The organism is Bacterioplanoides sp., assembly GCF_965219715.1.
Taxonomy (GTDB): domain Bacteria; phylum Pseudomonadota; class Gammaproteobacteria; order Pseudomonadales; family Oceanobacteraceae; genus Bacterioplanoides.
Window position 1 is genome coordinate 736,482 of sequence record NZ_OZ244785.1, and the last position, 17,982, is coordinate 754,463.

Annotated in this window: 19 protein-coding genes; 2 read left to right on the plus strand and 17 right to left on the minus strand. The window is 48.8% G+C overall.

Going from position 1 to position 17,982, the window contains the following annotated elements; translation table 11 throughout:
• Positions 1-22: 22 nt before the first annotated feature.
• The 13 genes from gorA to ACOQOZ_RS03945 all read right to left on the minus strand — a co-directional run bounded on the left by gorA (position 23) and on the right by ACOQOZ_RS03945 (position 12,295).
• A complete protein-coding gene (gene gorA / locus ACOQOZ_RS03885; protein WP_420590968.1) occupies positions 23-1,378 on the minus strand; it encodes a glutathione-disulfide reductase in 1,356 nt (451 codons plus the stop codon).
• A gap of 66 nt (positions 1,379-1,444) precedes the next feature.
• The gene (gene gspM / locus ACOQOZ_RS03890; RefSeq protein ID WP_420590969.1) at positions 1,445-1,948 is read right to left on the minus strand and encodes a type II secretion system protein GspM; all 504 of its coding nucleotides are present in this window, start codon (positions 1,946-1,948) and stop codon (positions 1,445-1,447) included.
• Positions 1,945-3,150, minus strand: a complete 1,206-nt coding sequence (gene gspL / locus ACOQOZ_RS03895; protein WP_420590970.1) for a type II secretion system protein GspL — start codon at positions 3,148-3,150, stop codon at positions 1,945-1,947. The genes gspM and gspL overlap by 4 nt, the downstream gene beginning before the upstream one ends.
• A 14-nt stretch (positions 3,151-3,164) precedes the next feature.
• A complete protein-coding gene (gene gspK / locus ACOQOZ_RS03900) occupies positions 3,165-4,217 on the minus strand; it encodes a type II secretion system minor pseudopilin GspK (RefSeq protein ID WP_420590971.1) in 1,053 nt (350 codons plus the stop codon).
• Positions 4,217-4,939 (minus strand): type II secretion system minor pseudopilin GspJ, encoded by a 723-nt coding sequence (gene gspJ, locus ACOQOZ_RS03905; protein WP_420590972.1) that lies wholly within the window; start codon positions 4,937-4,939, stop codon positions 4,217-4,219. Before gspJ ends, gspK begins: the two co-directional genes overlap by 1 nt.
• Complete coding sequence (gene gspI / locus ACOQOZ_RS03910) at positions 4,939-5,310, minus strand: type II secretion system minor pseudopilin GspI (protein ID WP_420590973.1); 372 nt, start codon at positions 5,308-5,310, stop codon at positions 4,939-4,941. The genes gspJ and gspI overlap by 1 nt, the downstream gene beginning before the upstream one ends.
• The gene (gspH, locus tag ACOQOZ_RS03915) at positions 5,300-5,887 is read right to left on the minus strand and encodes a type II secretion system minor pseudopilin GspH (protein WP_420590974.1); all 588 of its coding nucleotides are present in this window, start codon (positions 5,885-5,887) and stop codon (positions 5,300-5,302) included. Before gspH ends, gspI begins: the two co-directional genes overlap by 11 nt.
• Before the next feature lie 14 nt (positions 5,888-5,901).
• The gene (gene gspG / locus ACOQOZ_RS03920; protein WP_420590975.1) at positions 5,902-6,336 is read right to left on the minus strand and encodes a type II secretion system major pseudopilin GspG; all 435 of its coding nucleotides are present in this window, start codon (positions 6,334-6,336) and stop codon (positions 5,902-5,904) included.
• A 12-nt stretch (positions 6,337-6,348) separates the two neighbouring features.
• Positions 6,349-7,569, minus strand: a complete 1,221-nt coding sequence (gene gspF, locus ACOQOZ_RS03925; RefSeq protein ID WP_420590976.1) for a type II secretion system inner membrane protein GspF — start codon at positions 7,567-7,569, stop codon at positions 6,349-6,351.
• A 15-nt stretch (positions 7,570-7,584) separates the two neighbouring features.
• Positions 7,585-9,156 carry a type II secretion system ATPase GspE gene (gspE, locus tag ACOQOZ_RS03930; protein ID WP_420590977.1) on the minus strand — a complete coding sequence of 524 codons (1,572 nt, stop codon included), beginning with the start codon at positions 9,154-9,156 and terminating at the stop codon, positions 7,585-7,587.
• Between the two features lie 3 nt (positions 9,157-9,159).
• Positions 9,160-10,485, minus strand: a complete 1,326-nt coding sequence (locus tag ACOQOZ_RS03935) for a UDP-glucose dehydrogenase family protein (protein WP_420590978.1) — start codon at positions 10,483-10,485, stop codon at positions 9,160-9,162.
• 118 nt (positions 10,486-10,603) lie between these two features.
• Positions 10,604-11,533, minus strand: coding sequence for an electron transfer flavoprotein subunit alpha/FixB family protein (locus ACOQOZ_RS03940; protein WP_420590979.1), 930 nt, complete (start codon positions 11,531-11,533; stop codon positions 10,604-10,606).
• Between the two features lie 12 nt (positions 11,534-11,545).
• Entirely contained in the window at positions 11,546-12,295 is a 750-nt protein-coding gene (locus tag ACOQOZ_RS03945; RefSeq protein WP_420590980.1) for an electron transfer flavoprotein subunit beta/FixA family protein, read from the minus strand.
• Positions 12,296-12,637: 342 nt separating this feature from the next.
• Here ACOQOZ_RS03945 and ACOQOZ_RS03950 point away from each other — a divergent pair, with 342 nt between their 5' ends.
• Positions 12,638-14,278 (plus strand): electron transfer flavoprotein-ubiquinone oxidoreductase, encoded by a 1,641-nt coding sequence (locus ACOQOZ_RS03950; protein ID WP_420590981.1) that lies wholly within the window; start codon positions 12,638-12,640, stop codon positions 14,276-14,278.
• Positions 14,279-14,495: 217 nt separating this feature from the next.
• On the plus strand, positions 14,496-15,212 hold the full coding sequence (locus tag ACOQOZ_RS03955) for a glutathione S-transferase N-terminal domain-containing protein (RefSeq protein WP_420590982.1): 717 nt from the start codon (positions 14,496-14,498) through the stop codon (positions 15,210-15,212).
• A 119-nt stretch (positions 15,213-15,331) separates the two neighbouring features.
• Here ACOQOZ_RS03955 and ACOQOZ_RS03960 read toward each other — a convergent pair whose 3' ends face one another.
• From ACOQOZ_RS03960 to ACOQOZ_RS03975, 4 genes are all read right to left on the minus strand, one after another.
• Complete coding sequence (locus tag ACOQOZ_RS03960) at positions 15,332-15,862, minus strand: DUF1285 domain-containing protein (RefSeq protein ID WP_420590983.1); 531 nt, start codon at positions 15,860-15,862, stop codon at positions 15,332-15,334.
• A gap of 152 nt (positions 15,863-16,014) precedes the next feature.
• Positions 16,015-16,899, minus strand: a complete 885-nt coding sequence (locus ACOQOZ_RS03965; RefSeq protein WP_420590984.1) for a radical SAM protein — start codon at positions 16,897-16,899, stop codon at positions 16,015-16,017.
• Positions 16,900-17,003: 104 nt separating this feature from the next.
• Positions 17,004-17,579, minus strand: coding sequence for a hypothetical protein (locus ACOQOZ_RS03970; protein WP_420590985.1), 576 nt, complete (start codon positions 17,577-17,579; stop codon positions 17,004-17,006).
• Between the two features lie 70 nt (positions 17,580-17,649).
• Entirely contained in the window at positions 17,650-17,964 is a 315-nt protein-coding gene (locus ACOQOZ_RS03975) for a hypothetical protein (protein WP_420590986.1), read from the minus strand.
• Positions 17,965-17,982: the final 18 nt, after the last annotated feature.

Here is a 17,982-nt window from a genome sequence, read left to right on the forward strand (position 1 = left end):
TGGTCGCCAGCAGGGATAAAAATCAGCTGCGTGGTGAGCGCATGGTGACAAATTCTTCCGCTGCCGTTGGGTGAATCCCAATCGTTGAATCAAATACCGCCTTGGTCGCTCCTGCCTTAATTGCAACCGCCAAACCCTGCACGATTTCACCGGCATCCGGCCCAACCATATGAGCTCCGATGACCTTATCAGTACTGGTTTGCACCAATAGCTTCATCATGCTGCGCTCAGGTAGACCACTGATGGTATGTTTCATTGGCTTGAAGCTGGACTCGAACACGGTCAGATCATCACCAAATTCAGCAACCGCCTCTTCCTCGGTTAAGCCAACCGTTGCGATGTTCGGCTGACAGAAAACAGCCGTTGGAATATTGCTGTAATCCATCGGTGTATTGTCACCAGCATAGAAGTTGGCAACCAGCTTCATACCCTGCGCCAGAGCAACCGGAGTTAACGCAGGTGTACCAATAACATCACCCAGCGCATAGATGCTTGGTACAGAGGTCTGGAAGAAATCATCGGCGATAATGGTACCGTTCTCACGCGTATCCACACCCACCTGCTCCAGATTCAGGCCATCAGTCATCGGACGACGCCCTGTCGCATACATCACAGCGTCAGTGACGATATTGCCACCCGATTTCAGGTGAACCAGCAGTTCGCCATCATCCAGTTTCTCAATACGTTCTATGTCTGTTTTGGTGAGAACATTGATGCCTTTTGCTGCAATCTGTTCTGCGGCAAAATTACGAATGCCTTCATCGAAGCCGCGCAGAACCTGATCGCCGCGGTACATCAGTGTGGTTTCTGAACCCAGCCCGTTAAAGATGCCAGCGAACTCAACCGCAATATAGCCACCACCCACAACCACAACACGCTTAGGGAATTCTTCCAGATAAAACGCTTCATTCGAGGTGATCGCATGTTCGGCACCAGGAACATCCGGCTTAAATGGCCAGCCACCAGTCGCAATAAGAATTTTATCGGCGGTGTACTCTTTGCCATTAACGTCCACCGTGTGGCCATCTTTCAGACTGGCAGTACCATTGATCAGAGTAACGCCGGAGTTATCCAGCAGGTTGTTATAAATACCGTTTAAGCGACTGATTTCTTTAGACTTATTATCCCGAAGTGTCGGCCAGTCAAACGACTTCAATTCACCTTCGACGCCGAAGCCTTTGGCTTCCTGGAATTTTTCAGAGTACTCAGAGGCGTAAACAAACAGCTTTTTCGGCACGCAGCCGACATTAACGCAGGTGCCACCCAGGTAGCGGTTTTCGACTACTGCCACCTTAACCCCTTTAGCAGCAGCCATACGAGAGGCGCGCACTCCACCAGAACCCGCGCCAATCACCAACAATTCAAAATCGTGACTCATTATCCAATTTCCTCACAGAGTATTTAGCACACCCAGAACAGCATCGCGAGGGATCGACTCTGAGTGCTATGGGCTAAGTGTAGCTCGAAGATCTACCCAGCCCGGATTGTCTTTTCTTTCAATATTAATCTGACTAACAGCAATGCCGTTTTTAGCCTGAAGTTCTTCCAGCCAGGCGATAGCTTCATCAAACGCTACCTTGTCTACCCAGATGCGCAGGCCTTTACCGTCCTGCTCATAGCGACTCAGCGTAATACCACTGCGTCGGGCTTGTTGTGTAACCACAGACAATATCGGACCCGAAGAAGTTCCTGCGCCGCCGAATTTATGCGCGTTCTGCGCAATTTTGTTGTAACTGGCGACCGCTCGATCCAGTCGCCCTTCCAGCGAACGCTGATCTTTAATCAATGGTGCATAAACAATTAAAAACACCAACGCCAGAGCAACAAATAACCCAACGCCACGAACGATCAGCTGATCCCGCGCAGACAACGCCTGATACCACTGAATGCCAGCCTGAACCTGTGGCTGAGCAGTGATTTGCTGGGTGATTTCCTGAACCTTACTCATGCGGCACCTCCAATCTTCAGACGGCCTTTCACACCATCTTTGTCGTTAGTCGCCGATGCCACCTCAGCAACCAGCCCCTCCTGCTCCAGCGCCTGCTTCAGCATCTGAAGTTCATTAAGGCTTGAGGCTTTAACTTCCACCACCAATTCATTAAGACGATCGTTAAAGCGGATAGACTGCAAATGAACGGATTTTTGCAGGCCTTTGGCTGCATACACCCGCGAGGTGGTATTAATCAGAGATATAAAACCATCACCGGAGTCGCTGCTGCCACCAGACAAGTGTTCGCGAAACTGACGATCCAGGTTACGAATGCGCTCACCCGGGAATAATTGCTTATATAACGCAACACTTGCCTGGCGAACCTGCTTTTCTTTCTCGGCCAGCATATTGTTGTCGATATACAGGTAGATTGTCGAAACGACCAGCCATACTGCTGCAACGGCCGCCAGCGGACGCCACCATACCGCCGGTTTGTCTTCCTTCACTTCGCGTACGACAAACTCGCCAACCAACAGATTGACCAGCTTGTTTTCAAGCGCCGCAAGGACCTGACTATTGCCGTCCGTTGCAGTCACCTCAATGGTTTCAAAGCTGTCACCGTATCCGGTCTCCAGCGAGGTCTTTAACAACTGCGCCTGGTCAAGCGCTGGCGCCCAGACTGAAGTGTGCTCAGCCTGAAATTCATCCAGTGTATTCTCCAGCACCGGCGTCAGAGCAACATCGTGCACCCAGCCTTCAAACTGACCTGGCAGCATAATTTGCCAGCCATCACCACTGCGGCGCATCAGGTTCTGAACCGGCAATAACTGAGTCTCAGGAATTAACTCGCGCACCTGGACGTGGTGCAGCTCACACTCCTGAATCAGACGCTCAATTAAGTCTCTCGCCACAGCATAGGCACGCACTTTTTTGTTGTGCTTGCCCGCCGGGACGATCAGATAGTTTTCGACATCGTCAATTAACGACTCTTCCAGCGCAAACGGCAGTGCTTTCGCCAGATTACGATTGTTAACGCCGGGCATGGATAACCAGTGTGTCGAATAATTCTCAGCACTCAACACCAGGCGCACCTGGGTAAGATCCGGCAGCTCATCGGCCCATTTGTCGAGAGCGACTCCCTGCTCAGTGAGATTGTCGTTTATGTCACCGATCAGCCATTGTCCGGTATGGGACTGCCAGTGAACTTTTTTTGTTTCCATGATGTTGTCTCTGGTTAGCTTGAGCCAGTCTGATACTGGCTAGTATTGCTATTTTGTTGCCCAGGCACTTGTGCCTTGGGCTTTTGTTCACGTCGTGAATAGTCCCGGTAAACGATACTCGTACGACCATCACCTTTATCGCGCTTAATTAAAATTTCGCTGGTTGCGTAACGCTCAGCCAGATCTGCCCTTGCAAATAATTCAAAATATTCAGTAAGAATGGCAAAGTCACCCTTCTGCCACTTGGACTCAGCCTGGTTGTTATCATTGCCGGTATTTTGTGGCTCAGTATATCGCTTGAGAATATCCTGATTCCAGAAATCATCGAGACTGGCAAAACCGTCTTTGCCGCGGCTGTTAACCAGCGATTCGCCGTCCTGAAGTGTCAGCTCATTACCGAGGGAAGCAAGTACTGCTGCACTGGCTGTATTAACATTAAGTTGCACCTCGATCGGCAAACAGGTGATGTATGGGAGTAGTTTCTGGTAAGCCTCTGCTGAAAACTCTTCAACCAACAACAGTTCTGATGTATGGCTGCAGCCCTGATATGCAGCACGATACGCCGGTTCGAGTGCCTCATAAACATTATCAACCTGCGATTCTTTGTCCATCCAGCGACTGACACTGCTGGCTAATTGAGTATCCAGCCCCAGCAACTTAAGCAGGTTACTGAAACGTTGCTGCTGCACAGCCTTATTCGCAGATTTAGCTGACAAGCTGTTCAGGTTAAATCGCCCCTGGGCGTCGATAATGTATCCGGTTATCTTACCGTCACCTATTTGATATGGGCCATGGATACCGGTTTTATTCTGCCCTAAGCCATTCCAGTGATCATTCAGAGTGTCCTTGGTTTTGTCATCTTTCCAGTCTTCGTATAAAACCGCACGAATTGCTTCTTCAGCGGCGTACGTCAGTGCACGTGACTGCTGGAAGGTAAACATATTAGCGCTTCGCTGAACGTCGGTCGCCTGACGATCAATGATATTGGTTGCCAGCAGGGTTACGATGGCAAATACCAATAACACCGTGATTAACGCCAGCCCTTGTTGCTTACGATAACCAGGCATTAGCTCCCTCCGCCATAGGCGATTAGCCAGGTGCGTTCAATATCCCCCAGGCGAGGCAATTCAAAGCGCCAGCGTACTGCCCTCGGTACTTCCTGCCCTTGACCTGCGGTTTGCAATGCAGGCCAGGCTGAGTACCAGTCTCTGCCATCAACTTTCACTGACTGATCTTGTTGCTGGCTTAATTTTTCAACCAGAAGATCGATTTCTAAAGACTCAACTTGCTCTAACACAACCTGTGATACAGGCTCGGAATCAGTAGAACGGTCCAGTACCCGCCAGAAATAGCGCACCAGACAATCACCTTCCGGTTCTGCAACTCCCCACTTCAGCAGTCGTTCACGAGCAGGCTTACATACATCATCATCCATCGACTCCATACGATATGCGACGCGTTGCAGCGTAGAGCGTGGATCTTTTGCGATCGGAGAATTACGCCAACCGGCACGGGTAAATTCTATTGGATAGTCGCCATTTTCCAGTATCAGGGCGGATTGGGAATCGCCGTACTGATCTCTAATGGAGCGATTAATGAACTGCTCGATATCACGACTAAGCACTTGATTAAACCGCTGCAGACTTGTGAGCTGTTCAGACGTTATTTCTGTGGAGCTTTTCGTGTCGATGACGCTGCGGAGTAATTGACTGGCACCAACACCCAGCATTGCAGTAATTGCCACAGCAACTAACACCTCCAGTAGCGTAAAACCGCGGGAAAGATGCATCAATACTTCCCCCGATAGGCTTCAAGAGTAATCAAATTGGCATCCTTATCCTGAGCATTGGCTACTGAAATGGTGATTTTTCTCAGGCTAGCCTGGTCCATATTCTCAATCTTGGTATTTACTCGCCATTCGCGACTGGCCATATCAACAACATCGTTGGAATTTGCAACATTAGGGAATGGACCGAGGCGGATTTCAGCCAGCTTGTTTTCTGCAACGAAGGCAGCCAGCGTTTTCTCCTGCAGATACAACAGATTGTTAACACTTTGGCTGGTGGTTTGACTGATGGTGGTAGCAATAACGGCAAATACCGTAACTGCGATCATCACTTCCAGTAGCGTAAAACCTTTCGATCGCTGATTAACCTTCATAACGCTCCACTTCAGTAAATAATGCACTGAAACCGTCGCCTTTTAAGCGCACGACAAAGTTATTGTCACTATTGTGGCTGAGCTCAAGGCGGAAAGGCGTGTATTCGTCTGAGGAGAGGAACAGGAGCGCGGGCTTTGGCCCGATTTTATCATCGACCAGCTCGTCGAAATCAATCTTTTCATCTTCAACGTACAGCACCATCTCAACTTCTTCCGGTGCTTCGAGGCTGGTTTTTAGCGTACCTTCACTATGCGATTGCCAGGGGTTTTTTTCGATTTTTGCACGCTCTTTAGCGTCGAGACTCCTGACTCTTTCACTGTGAATATCGTTGTAGGACAGCAATAACAACTCCTGGGATGTCATTGCTAATCCTAAGTCTACATTCTGAAAAACCGCGTCTTCGCGATACGCTTCCAGCAATACAGTAAGTTGACGGGCATATTGACGGGTTTCATCCTCAGCCGGATTGCTGCTGGCCGTGAGCGTGGCCATCGACATTAATCCGCCAATGATCGCCAACACCACCAATACTTCCAGCAGGGTAAAACCCTGCTGCTTGCGATAAACCGTCATCATGAAAATATCAACGATTAATCGTTGCTGCTGATATCTGCACCATCTTCTTCACCACCCTCTACGCCATCCGCACCCATAGATACGATTTCGTATTTATTGGCTTTTTCACGGTAGTAGATGAACTCATTACCCCAGGCATCCGTTGGCACGCTGCTGCCCTTCATATAACCGCCGGACTTGTAGTTCTTAGGTTCAGGCGAGCTGCTTGGCTTAGTAATCAGCGCCTCCAGGCCTTGCTCAGTGGTTGGGTACTGGTAGTTATCCAGTTTGTACAGATCCAGTGCGCTTTCAATCAGCTTCATCTGGCTCTTGGTGGTTTTGATGTTAGCTTCACTGGCTGAGCCAAGAATATTCGCACCAACCAGGGCCATGATGCCACCAATAATCGCCAGTACGACCATCACTTCTAACAGGGTAAAACCTTTAACTTTTTGTGCATTAACTTGCATTGTTGTTTGCTCCTACTGAACCATTTGTTGCAATTCGAGAATGGGTAACATGATTGCGGCAACGATTAAGGCCACAATCGCGCCCATGGATAACAGCATCATGGGCTCAAAAATTTTAACTAACGCGGATACGGTATTTTCCAGCGTGGTTTCCTGCTGCTGTGCAGTACGCGCCAGCATTGAGTCCAGTTCACCACTGTTCTCACCACTGGCAATCATGTGCAGCATAATCGGGGAAAAATGACCGGTATCACCCAGGGCCTGGTGCAAGCTGCCCCCTTCACTCACAGCAACGGTTGCGTCAGTTAACGCCGCCTGTATTGGTAAATTGGTAACAACCTGGCTGGCAATACGCATTGCCTCAACCAAAGGCACGCCACTTGATGTAAGAATCGCCAATGTGCTGCCAAAACGCGCGGTGTTGGCATCACGCACGAAACCACCCAAACCAGGGATTGTCAGCACAAAACGATGGAATTTCCGCCGGAAAGCTTCTTTCTTCAACGCCCGGTTAAACAGGATCAACCCACCAATCGTACCGCCAAGAATATAAAGGCCAAAGTTGCTGATCAGGTGGCTGATATTCAGCATGAACTGGGTTAAACCAGGCAGCTCCTGACCATTTTTAATAAATACTTCAACGATATCCGGCACAACATAGGTCAACAGACCAACAACGATACCGATCGCAACAATTGTCAGAATGATCGGATACATAGCTGCCAGCTTAATCTTCTGATCAGACTCCTGACGAGATTCCGTGTAATCCGCCAGGCGATTTAACACGCCATCAAGGTGACCTGCGTGTTCGCCGGCAGCAACGGTTGAGCGATATAAATGAGGAAATGCCCGTGGGTACTCTTCAAGCGCTTTCGCCAGGGTGTAACCTTCCAGCACTTTGGAGCGAATCGCCAGAATCATGGCTTTGATTTTTTGCTTTCCGGTTTGCTCAGATAACGCACGCAGCGATTCGTCGATTGGCAGCCCCGCAGCAATCAGAGTCGCGAGCTGACGGGTGATCAGAGCCAGTTCAGGTACAGACAGAGATGGGCCGCGATTAAAGAAACCACCCCCACCGTCACCTTTTTGTTTGTTGGTGGTCGCTTCTACAGACAGCGGCATCCAGCCTTTATCGCGCAATTGCTGACGAATCTGGCGGGCACTGTCGGCTTCGAGTACACCTTTTTGCTGTTTGCCTTTAGCATCCAGCGCCTGATATTCAAAAGCAGCCATGTTCTAATCCTTGTATCAGCCCTTGGCCACTCTCAATAATTCTTCGATGGTTGTACTGCCGGTCAGTACTTTTCGAATACCGTCCTGACGAATACTCGGGCCAGAAGCACGTGCGTGCTCTTCCAGCTCTTGTTCACCAGCTTTATCGTGAATCAAGGTTTTCATTTGCTCATCAACTTCGATGATTTCATAAATACCCTGACGTCCGCGATAACCCAACTGGTTACACTTATCACAGCCTTTCGCGTGATAAATCAGCGGCGGATTTGCCGGATCAGCACCTAATACTTCGCATTCAGAAGCATCCGCCGGTGCAGCCGTTTTACAATCGTCACATAACACACGCACCAGACGCTGAGCGATCACACCCACCATGGATGAAGACAGCAGGAACGGCTCAACACCCATATCCTGCAGTCGGGTGATTGCACCCACCGCGGTATTGGTGTGCAGCGTTGATAACACTAAGTGACCGGTTAACGATGCCTGAATCGCAATTTCTACCGTTTCCAGGTCACGAATCTCACCAATCATCACCACATCCGGATCCTGACGCAGAATCGCCCGCAGACCTTTGGCGAAGGTCATATCAACCTTGGTATTCACCTGAGTCTGACCGATACCCGGAAGGCTGTACTCCACCGGGTCTTCTACGGTCAGAATATTGCGACTGGTTTCGTTAAGATCGGATAACGCGCCATAAAGCGTGGTAGTTTTACCGGAGCCGGTTGGGCCGGTAACCAGAATAATACCGTGCGGTTTAGAGATAATATTACGCAGGGTGCGCAGATCGCGATCTGCCAGGCCCAACTGAGCCAAACCTAATCGACCGGCTTGCTTATCCAGCAAACGCATTACAATACGCTCACCATGTTGTGATGGCATGGTCGACACCCGCACATCCACCTCGCGACCACCGATACGCAAAGCGATTCGGCCGTCCTGAGGAACACGTTTCTCAGCGATATCAAGCTTCGCCATTACCTTAATACGTGACACCAGTAATGCCGCCAGGGCACGCTTCGGCTGCACCACTTCACGCAGTACACCATCAACGCGGAAGCGCACAACCAGACGCTTTTCGTAAGTCTCAACATGGATATCAGACGCACTTTCTTTAACCGCTTCCGTTAACAGTGCGTTGATCAGGCGAATAATCGGTGCATCACCTTCCTGCTCTAGAAGGTCTTCCGTTTCAGGAACAGAATCGGCCAGGCTGGCCAGATCCATTTCATCCCCCAAACCTTCAACCATTTCCATCGCTTCAGAACTGTCGCTTTGATAAGCGAGACCTAAACGTCGATCGAATTCATCGTCACTGATGGCTTCAAGGCGAAACGGCGCCGCAAGAAAGCGCTGAACTTCCATAATAACGTCGGCACGAATGCCTTCTTTGTGAAGCACCATAAGCTGGTCTGTCGAACCTTCAACCAGCACACCGAAGCGCTTGGCAAATCCAAACGGGATACGTGTACTGATATGAGTGCTCTGAGGAGACGTTAATTCACTCGCTGAAGCTTCCGCCTCAACAGGATCTGGAGCTGCTAATTCTTGTTGGTCCAGCTCACTGGTTACTGCGCCTGTCATGTTTTACCCTAACTGGTCGCGGCCAATGCCGCTGTAGTCGAAGCCCTGTGCTTTCAGGCTGTATGGATCGTATTGATTACGTCCATCAATGATCACAGGCTGCTTCAGAAGTTTTTTGATCGCATTAAAATCCGGCTGGCGGAACGGTTTCCACTCAGTCACCAACACCATTGCGTCAGCATCGGCTAATGCGTCGTATTGATGCTCGCATAAAACAATGCGCTCTTCACTGAAAACTGTGTCAGGAAAGTGCAGTTTTGCGACATCCATTGCCACCGGATCGTAAGCGCGTATCTTGGCGCCGGCCTCCAGCAGACTGTTTATCAACTCAATAGAACTGGCTTCGCGCATATCGTCTGTACCCGGCTTAAACGCAAGCCCCCATAAACCAATCGTGCGGCCAGTCATATCATCACCGAAACGCTGCTTTAGTTTTTCAAACAAACGCTGCTTCTGACGGTTATTGCGGGTTTCGATGCTGTTCAGAATGCCGGTTTCACAACCATTCTCCTGACCCATACGAATCAGGGTTTGTACGTCTTGCGGTACAAATGAGCCGCCGTAACCACACCCGGGGTAAATATAGGAATAACCGATTCGGCTATCAGAGCCGATACCTTTACGGACCTGCTCAATATCAACACCGACGCTCTCAGCCAGATTAGCAATTTCATTCATAAAGGAAATTTTGGTGGCAAGCATGGCGCTGGCTGCGTATTTGGTCATCTCCGCATCACGCACACCCATAAACATCAGCTTGTCATGATTGCGCGAAAAGCTCTGATACAGTTCAGACATTGCGTTCCGCGCTCGTTGGTTTTCGACACCAACAACAATCCGGTCCGGACGCATAAAGTCATCGATAGCGACGCCTTCTTTAAGGAATTCCGGATTGGATACCACATCAAATTCAACACTGACACCACGACCAGCTAACGTTTCTTCAACGACCTGCTGTATCTGGTCAGTTGTGCCAACAGCCGCAGCGGATTTATTAACAATAAGTGCGTAATTGCCCAGCACAGCCGCAATGGACGCAGCCCAGTGAAGCACGGTCTCTTGTTGATTTTCACCAGCCAGAGCATCGAGAGCGATAATGTACACATCTGAGTTTTGAGTCAGAGAGGTCGAGAAAGATAAGCGCCCTGCTTTGCTGTTATTCTGAATCATGGCATCCAGCCCCGGCTCAAATACCGGAGATTGTCCATCATTCAGGCGGGTGATTACTTGATTGTCGGTACCAACACAGGTTACGGCGTTTCCCATTTCCGCAAAACAAGCACCTGTGACCAAACCAACATAGCCGGTTCCTACGACTGTGATATTCAAGAGAGATTTCCTTCGGGCAGAGCAATTTGAACGAGTACGTTACCTTATTACCAAAAAATGACAACTCGATGACATAAAAAAACCCGGCAATAGCCGGGTTTTTTCTAAGCTACTGATATTACAGAGCATTTTCCAGTTCTGGAACTGCTTCGAACAGATCAGCAACCAGACCGAAATCAGCAACCTGGAAGATAGGCGCTTCTTCGTCTTTGTTGATAGCAACAATAACTTTAGAGTCCTTCATACCAGCCAAGTGCTGGATTGCGCCGGAAATACCAACCGCAACATACAGTCCTGGAGCAACAATTTTACCGGTTTGACCAACCTGCATATCGTTAGGAACGAAACCTGCGTCAACTGCTGCACGAGATGCACCAACCGCTGCACCCAGCTTGTCAGCTACTTTGTACAGCATTTCGAAGTTGTCGCCATTCTGCATACCACGACCACCGGAGATTACGATGTCAGCAGCAGTCAGATCAGGGCGGTCAGACTTAGCCAGCTCTTCGCCAGCAAAAGCAGAGATACCAGCGTCTTTTGCAACATCTACCGCTTCAACAGCAGCAGAACCGCCTTCAGTAGCAGCTGCATCGAATGCAGTACCACGAACAGTCATCACCTTGATGCTGTCAGAAGACTTAACAGTTGCGATAGCGTTACCAGCGTAGATTGGACGAGAGAAAGTATCTGCAGACTCAACACCAATAACTTCAGACAGCATGTTAACGTCTAACAGAGCTGCAGCGCGAGGCAGGAAGTCTTTACCAGTGGTTGTCGCAGCAGCCAGGATGTGGCTATAGCCTTTACCCAGCTCAGCAACCAGCTCACCCATATTTTCAGCCAGCTGATACTCGTATGCTGCATTGTCAGCAACCAGTACTTTAGCTACGCCATCAACTTTGGCAGCTGCTTCAGCAACAGCACCACAGTTAGAACCAGCAACCAGCACTTCAACGTCGCCACCAATTGCTTTAGCAGCAGTGATAGTGTTCAGAGTTGCAGCACCTAAAGCAGCGTTATTGTGCTCAGCGATTACTAAGATAGTCATTACATAGTCTCCTTAAAGCACTTTCGCGTCGTTTTTCAGTTTGTCGACCAGCTCGGCAACGTCAGCAACCTTGATGCCAGCAGAACGCTCAGCAGGCGGCGCAACTTTAACCAGAGACAGAGTGGAAGCAACTTCAACACCCAGGTCAGCCGGAGAAGTCATGTCCAGCGGCTTACGCTTAGCTTTCATGATGTTCGGCAGAGAAGCGTAACGAGGCTCGTTCAGACGCAGGTCAGTCGTTACGATTGCTGGCAGGTTCAGAGCTACAGTACGCAGACCGCCATCGATTTCACGAGTAACGTTTACTTTGTCGCCATCTACAGCAACTTCAGAAGCGAAAGTACCCTGAGGCATGCCAGTCAGAGCGCCCAGCATCTGGCCAGTCTGGTTGTTATCGCTATCGATGGTTTGCTTACCCATCAGAACGATTTGAGGCTGTTCTTTTTCAACTACGGCTTTCAGCAGCTTGGCAACAGACAGAGACTCAAGCTTCTCTTCAGTTTCAACCAGAATACCGCGATCAGCGCCCAGAGCCAGAGCAGTACGGATTTGCTCCTGAGCTACTTTAGGACCGATAGAAACAACCACAACTTCAGAAGCAACACCTTTTTCTTTCAGGCGAACAGCTTCTTCCACTGCGATTTCACAGAATGGGTTCATAGCCATTTTAACGTTGGTCAGGTCAACGTCAGAATTATCAGGCTTTACGCGTACTTTTACGTTGTAATCGATTACGCGTTTAACAGCGACAAGAACCTTCATAGATTCCTCGTAATTATCTTGGTGGATGAATAAAGAGGCCGATGCCACACCATAAGATGAAACCGGAATAGCCCCTTTCCAGCGCGCCACATTATTGGGATGTTTGACGTAAGCGTCAATAGCATGTCCAATATCCGCCCCTTTCTTGCCTGCATCAGGCAACTTTTGCGCGATTTTCCCGTGAAATCAGTTGCTTGGTAAAAACACCGACGTATAATGCCGAAATTCAAACGCCCGTTTGATGTTTACAGTTTTGTTTACTAACGGGCCAATATAAAAGTGTTAACACCGAACACATGAACAGCACCGTGAGCTGTTCCGTTTGAGTTTGAGGAGAACACCATGCAACGTGAAGTTATGGAATACGACGTAGTTATCGTCGGCGGCGGTCCTGCGGGCCTGTCTACTGCAATCCGCATCAAGCAACTGGCCGAAGAAGCCGGTGAAGAAATTGCAGTATGTCTGGTAGAAAAAGGCTCTGAGGTTGGCGCACACATCCTGTCGGGTGCGGTAATCGAAGATCGTGCTTTAGCCGAGCTGTTCCCTAACTGGAAAGAGCTGGGCGCACCTCTGAACACGCCGGTTAAAGGTGACGAAGTTTACTTCCTGACCAGCGAAGAGAAAGCAACCAAAGCTCCGCACTGGGCAATTCCTAAGCCAATGCACAACGATGGCAACTACATCGTTTCGCTGGGTAACTTCGCTCGCTGGTTAGGCGAACAAGCTGAAAACCTGGGCGTTGAAATCTACCCTGGCTTCCCGGCTGCAGAATACATCGTTGAAGATGGCGCTGTTAAAGGCATCATCACTGGCGATATGGGTATCTCTGAAGAAGGTGAGCAGAAAGACACTTACATGCCAGGCATGGAACTGCGCGCTAAGTACACCATCTTCGCAGAAGGCTGTCGTGGCCACCTGGGCAAACAACTGATCTCTGAGTTCAAGCTGGACGAAGGCAAAGACCCTCAGCACTACGGTATCGGTATTAAAGAGCTGTGGGACATCAACCCAGAGCTGCACGAAGAAGGCCTGGTACTGCACGGCGCTGGCTGGCCTCTGAGCGAATCTGGCTCTTCTGGTGGTTTCTTCCTGTACCACGCAGAAAACAACCAGGTAGTTGTTGGTCTGATTACCGACCTGTCTTACGACAACCCACACCTGAGCCCGTTCGACGAATTCCAGCGCATGAAGCACCACCCGGTGATCAAAAAATACCTGGAAGGCGGCAAGCGTGTATCTTACGGCGCTCGTGCAATCACCAAAGGCGGCCTGAACTGCCTGCCTAAGATGACCTTCCCTGGCGGCCTGGTAGTAGGTTGCGACGCCGGCACCCTGAACTTCTCCAAGATCAAGGGCACCCACACTGCAATGAAGAGCGGCATCGTTGCGGCTGAGCAAGTGGTTGCAGCAATGAAAGCTGACCGTGCTAACGATGAAATCGTTGAGTTCACCAAAGCCTTCGAAGACAGCTGGGCATGGCAGGAACTGCACCGCAGCCGTAACTTCGGCCCGGCGATGCACAAATTCGGCACCTTCCTGGGTGGCGCATTTAACTTCATCGACCAGAACATCTTCCCGATCCCGGTTACCCTGCACGATACCACGCCAGACCACGCAACCCTGAAGCCTGCGTCTGAGTGCAAGAAGATCGACTATCCGAAGCCGGATGGTGTAATCAGCTTCGCTAAGCTGGACTCGGTATTTATCGGTAACGTGAACCACGCTGAAGACCAGCTGTGTCACCTGCGCTTAAAAGACAACAGCATTCCACTGGGTGTCAACCTGGAGAAATGGGACGAGCCAGCTCAACGCTACTGCCCTGCTGGTGTTTACGAGATTGTTGAAGACGAAAACGGCAAACGCTTCCAGATCAACTCTCAGAACTGCGTACACTGTAAGACCTGTGATATTAAAGACCCATCACAGAACATTACCTGGGTTACTCCAGAAGGTGGCGGCGGTCCTAACTACCCGAACATGTAAGCTAGCTTTTATTGGCTAAAAAAAACGGCGCTCTTGAAAAGAAGCGCCGTTTTTTATGCCTGTCCAATATCCAGACTCTATCTATGGAATGGTGAAAAGTTCCATTAAATCGCCAAATTCGTCAAAATGAATTGTTCCATTTTCAGCGATTGAGAATAAAACCAACAACACCCACTATAATTCCAACCAAATCATTATCGTTTTATTGGAATTTTTCATGAGCGCACAGCAAGACTATCTTTCCGTATCTGATTACCCAATCAACCAGCGCTGGCCGGCCAGCAACCCCGATTTCCTGCAACTGTATTCTTACCCAACCCCCAATGGCGTAAAAATTTCGATCGCCCTTGAAGAAATGGGCATCGAATACGAACCCCATCTTGTTCAGCTATCAGATGCAGATGTAAAAAGCCCAGAGTTCTTATCCCTCAACCCAAACAATAAAATTCCGGCTATCGTTGACCCAAACGGACCCAATGGCAAACCGCTTGGACTGTTTGAGTCCGGAGCGATCTTGCTCTATTTGGCAGAGAAATCCGGCAAACTGCTTGGCAGCAACGCTGCAGAAAAAGCCAAAATCATCCAATGGCTGATGTTTCAAATGGGTGGCATTGGCCCTATGACTGGACAGCTGGGCTTCTTCCACGCCTATGGCGGCAAAGATATTGAAGATCCACGTCCACGTGAACGTTATTACAATGAAGTAAAACGCTTATTAAATGTGGTTGACCAACAGGTTGCGGATCAAGACTGGATTGCCGGTGATTTTTCCATCGCTGATATTGCCATCGCGCCATGGTTACAAACGATTTCGAAGTTTTATAAAGCGGAGAAAGAAGTTGAACTGGCGAGCTTTAAAAATGTTTTAGCTTATATTGAGCGTTTTGCCGCTCGCCCTGCGGTTATTAAAGGTTGGAATATTCCGGCCGTTTAATTTTTCGCAAGCGAATGATGATGCTTTTTAAAACAGCGACAGGATGTCGCGCTAGTATCTAGCCACAGGGATGTGGCACAGATGCGGTGGCTAAAAAAGCATCATTATTTGATTGCAGCTCAGCCTATCTTAAATTCAGCCCCTGCTGAATTGATCACAAAATCAGACCCGCCGCTTCCTTGCGGCTTTTCCATAGCCAGCCCCGCCAGATCATAAAAAGCATTACGGGAAAAGCGTGCCTTTAATCCATTACGCACCTCAATTTCTGGAATTAATTCGCCATCCAGCTCAGATAATTCGAGTGGATGCTCACTGCTGATTATTAATAAATCACCGGTATTGGTAATCGCTTCAATATGATCGGCTTTTTGTTCAATCATAGTAATCACAAACGGTAGATCCTCAACCTGAATTCGCCATTTTTCTACCGGCGTCAGAATAAAGAAATCATCGTTTTCTTTGCGCAAAATACTGGCAAACAAACGCGTCAGCTTTTCTCGCTCAATCTTTGTGCCTTCATGCCACCAGGACCCATCTTTGCGGATCACCATGTCCATATCGCCGCTAAGCTCAGGATGCCATTTTTCCACTGGCGGTAGCTGATTACTGCCTTCCAGGCCAATTTGTTGTTCGAGATTGGATAAATTCATGTGCACCCTAACATTCAACTGAAGCCTTACTTGCTGATATAGATTTATTTTAGCCGCAGCATCTGTGCCACATCCCTGCGGCTAGATGCTACCGCAACATCCTGCTGCTGCTTTAAAACAAATCCACACCACCAAGCGGCATTATAGAAGTGTTACAAACCACGCTGCCATTCCTGGCGAAGAGCAATACGCCCCGCCATCGCCTCATCCAGCTGCGCCAGCATAGTTGCTTTATCGTCACCAAGATTGCCTTTTAGCGGCAGATAGTTCGACGCATGGTCGCTACGGAATACCGTCTTTTCGAGCTCCAGGGTATCAATCAATAAACGCAGCTCTTTGAACAGCTGCATCTGATCCGGCGACTGATATTCACCATTAAAACCCTGCTTTACACGCTCATCACCCAATGGATAACTCACAACCAGGGTCGACAGAAAATCCGGCTGAGCTTCGTTCATTAGCAGTGCGGAATTACGTGCATGCTGCTCACTGTACTTAACACCACCCATGCCATTTAAGATCATCACCGAGGATTTAATTCCAGCCTGCTTGATCTTAACCAGTGCATCCAGCGTCGACTGATACGTTTCGCCTTTATTAATAAACTCCAGCACCTCATCATCGCCACTTTCAGCGCCGACATACAAAATACCCAAGCCAAGCTCCCGCATTTGCTGCAGTTCTTCAACGGATTTCTTGCGGATATTACGCGGCAGACAATACGCACCAACCCGTTTAACCCAGGGCGTATATTGTTTGATCGCCTCCAGAATAGTGATTAGTTTCCGTGACGACAGAACCATCGCATCACCATCGGCGAGAAAGATCTTTTCAAAGCGCGGACCGACAGCCGCAGCTTCTTTTAATTCCTCGATGATCTCTTCTTCTTTCTTCGCTCGGAATTTTTTCTGCGGCTGAGTGTACATATCGCAAAAGGTACAGTTATTCCAGGAACAACCATTGGTAACCTGCAATATCAGAGACCGCCCTTCGGACGGAGGACGGAAAACGGGTTCAATATAATCGAAAAGGCTCATCACGGATGCTTTTGTAGTAGTTTCCGTAATTTTACCGCCAGCAAACGATAAGCTGAAGCACCTTGTAGCTTAACCAGGCAGAATCAAACTGCCATATCGAAAGCCTACCTCGCGATAGCCCCAAGAACACCTGTCGCATTGAAGGGAAAGGCTATTCCCACGTGGCTTTGAAACTCACCAGCGGTATAGAAAGAATCTAAATACAGACCAATTCCAGCGCGGCGATGGCTACCCAATATCACATCAATTCCGACTACGATGCCAGGATCATCCAGATCCTTTCGATCACAACGATCGGTATTAGTACGTGAGCCTTGAACTTTTATATTCTTACAATCAAAGCGCCAGGTTCCAGAAAAATAGCCTACCCCCAAATACGGCCGAAACCAGCCATACCTTCCAGAATACTGGAGATGGTAAGACGCTGAAAATCCAGTCATTGCCGGATCAAATTCGTTACCTTCCCGGTCTTCGGTAAACGCCTGCGAACCAAGGGGGTTTATTTCATATTTGCGGTATGTGGCTTGCCAGCCGCGGCTTTCTTTATTGCTGTAAATAGAGAAGAAAGACTGATATCCAGGAAAGCCTTTTAATTCCAGCCAGTAGTCGCTGTTAAGTTGCTCAGCGTTTGCAGTGAAACGGGCAAGCAAAAAAGGGAAGAAGAAAATCCGTTTAAACATCGACACTTCCAGTTAAAACTTAATTGAAGCAAAGAATATCAGTAATCATAAGTCTTATATATTACTAACACTACTCAGTATTATGAACTGGTTGCGCCTCACAACTCTCAAGGAATAAATCGAAATCCCCAGTGAGGTATATTTCACGAATCAAATTTTTAATTCTTTTTCTTATGATAAAGCTGCCCAACCCAGAAGCTATAACAGAAACAATGGCTTCATCAAGCTTTTCACTACCACTCGGTCTCGGAATTAACCGCCCGTTAGTTTTTGTACTGTGAAGCTCTGCAGCCTGATCACAACTTGCTTTGACAACATCCAAAGAGCTCTGAGAAATCTGAAGTTTTTCAAGGTTGGATAGAATCCGTTCCAATGCAATACTCATAATCAGTCCTATCGGCGA

Coding starts and splice junctions, on each gene's coding strand:
- gspM (WP_420590969.1), bottom strand. CDS start 1,948: ATGAGTAAGGTTCAGGAAATCACCCAGCAAATCACTGCTCAGCCACAG.
- gspF (WP_420590976.1), bottom strand. CDS start 7,569: ATGGCTGCTTTTGAATATCAGGCGCTGGATGCTAAAGGCAAACAGCAA.
- gspH (WP_420590974.1), bottom strand. CDS start 5,887: ATGATGACGGTTTATCGCAAGCAGCAGGGTTTTACCCTGCTGGAAGTA.
- ACOQOZ_RS03950 (WP_420590981.1), top strand. CDS start 12,638: ATGCAACGTGAAGTTATGGAATACGACGTAGTTATCGTCGGCGGCGGT.
- gspL (WP_420590970.1), bottom strand. CDS start 3,150: ATGGAAACAAAAAAAGTTCACTGGCAGTCCCATACCGGACAATGGCTG.
- gspI (WP_420590973.1), bottom strand. CDS start 5,310: ATGAAGGTTAATCAGCGATCGAAAGGTTTTACGCTACTGGAAGTGATG.
- gspK (WP_420590971.1), bottom strand. CDS start 4,217: ATGCCTGGTTATCGTAAGCAACAAGGGCTGGCGTTAATCACGGTGTTA.
- ACOQOZ_RS03965 (WP_420590984.1), bottom strand. CDS start 16,899: ATGAGCCTTTTCGATTATATTGAACCCGTTTTCCGTCCTCCGTCCGAA.
- ACOQOZ_RS03945 (WP_420590980.1), bottom strand. CDS start 12,295: ATGAAGGTTCTTGTCGCTGTTAAACGCGTAATCGATTACAACGTAAAA.
- gorA (WP_420590968.1), bottom strand. CDS start 1,378: ATGAGTCACGATTTTGAATTGTTGGTGATTGGCGCGGGTTCTGGTGGA.
- ACOQOZ_RS03960 (WP_420590983.1), bottom strand. CDS start 15,862: ATGAATTTATCCAATCTCGAACAACAAATTGGCCTGGAAGGCAGTAAT.
- ACOQOZ_RS03975 (WP_420590986.1), bottom strand. CDS start 17,964: ATGAGTATTGCATTGGAACGGATTCTATCCAACCTTGAAAAACTTCAG.
- ACOQOZ_RS03970 (WP_420590985.1), bottom strand. CDS start 17,579: ATGTTTAAACGGATTTTCTTCTTCCCTTTTTTGCTTGCCCGTTTCACT.
- ACOQOZ_RS03940 (WP_420590979.1), bottom strand. CDS start 11,533: ATGACTATCTTAGTAATCGCTGAGCACAATAACGCTGCTTTAGGTGCT.
- gspG (WP_420590975.1), bottom strand. CDS start 6,336: ATGCAAGTTAATGCACAAAAAGTTAAAGGTTTTACCCTGTTAGAAGTG.
- gspE (WP_420590977.1), bottom strand. CDS start 9,156: ATGACAGGCGCAGTAACCAGTGAGCTGGACCAACAAGAATTAGCAGCT.
- ACOQOZ_RS03955 (WP_420590982.1), top strand. CDS start 14,496: ATGAGCGCACAGCAAGACTATCTTTCCGTATCTGATTACCCAATCAAC.
- gspJ (WP_420590972.1), bottom strand. CDS start 4,939: ATGCATCTTTCCCGCGGTTTTACGCTACTGGAGGTGTTAGTTGCTGTG.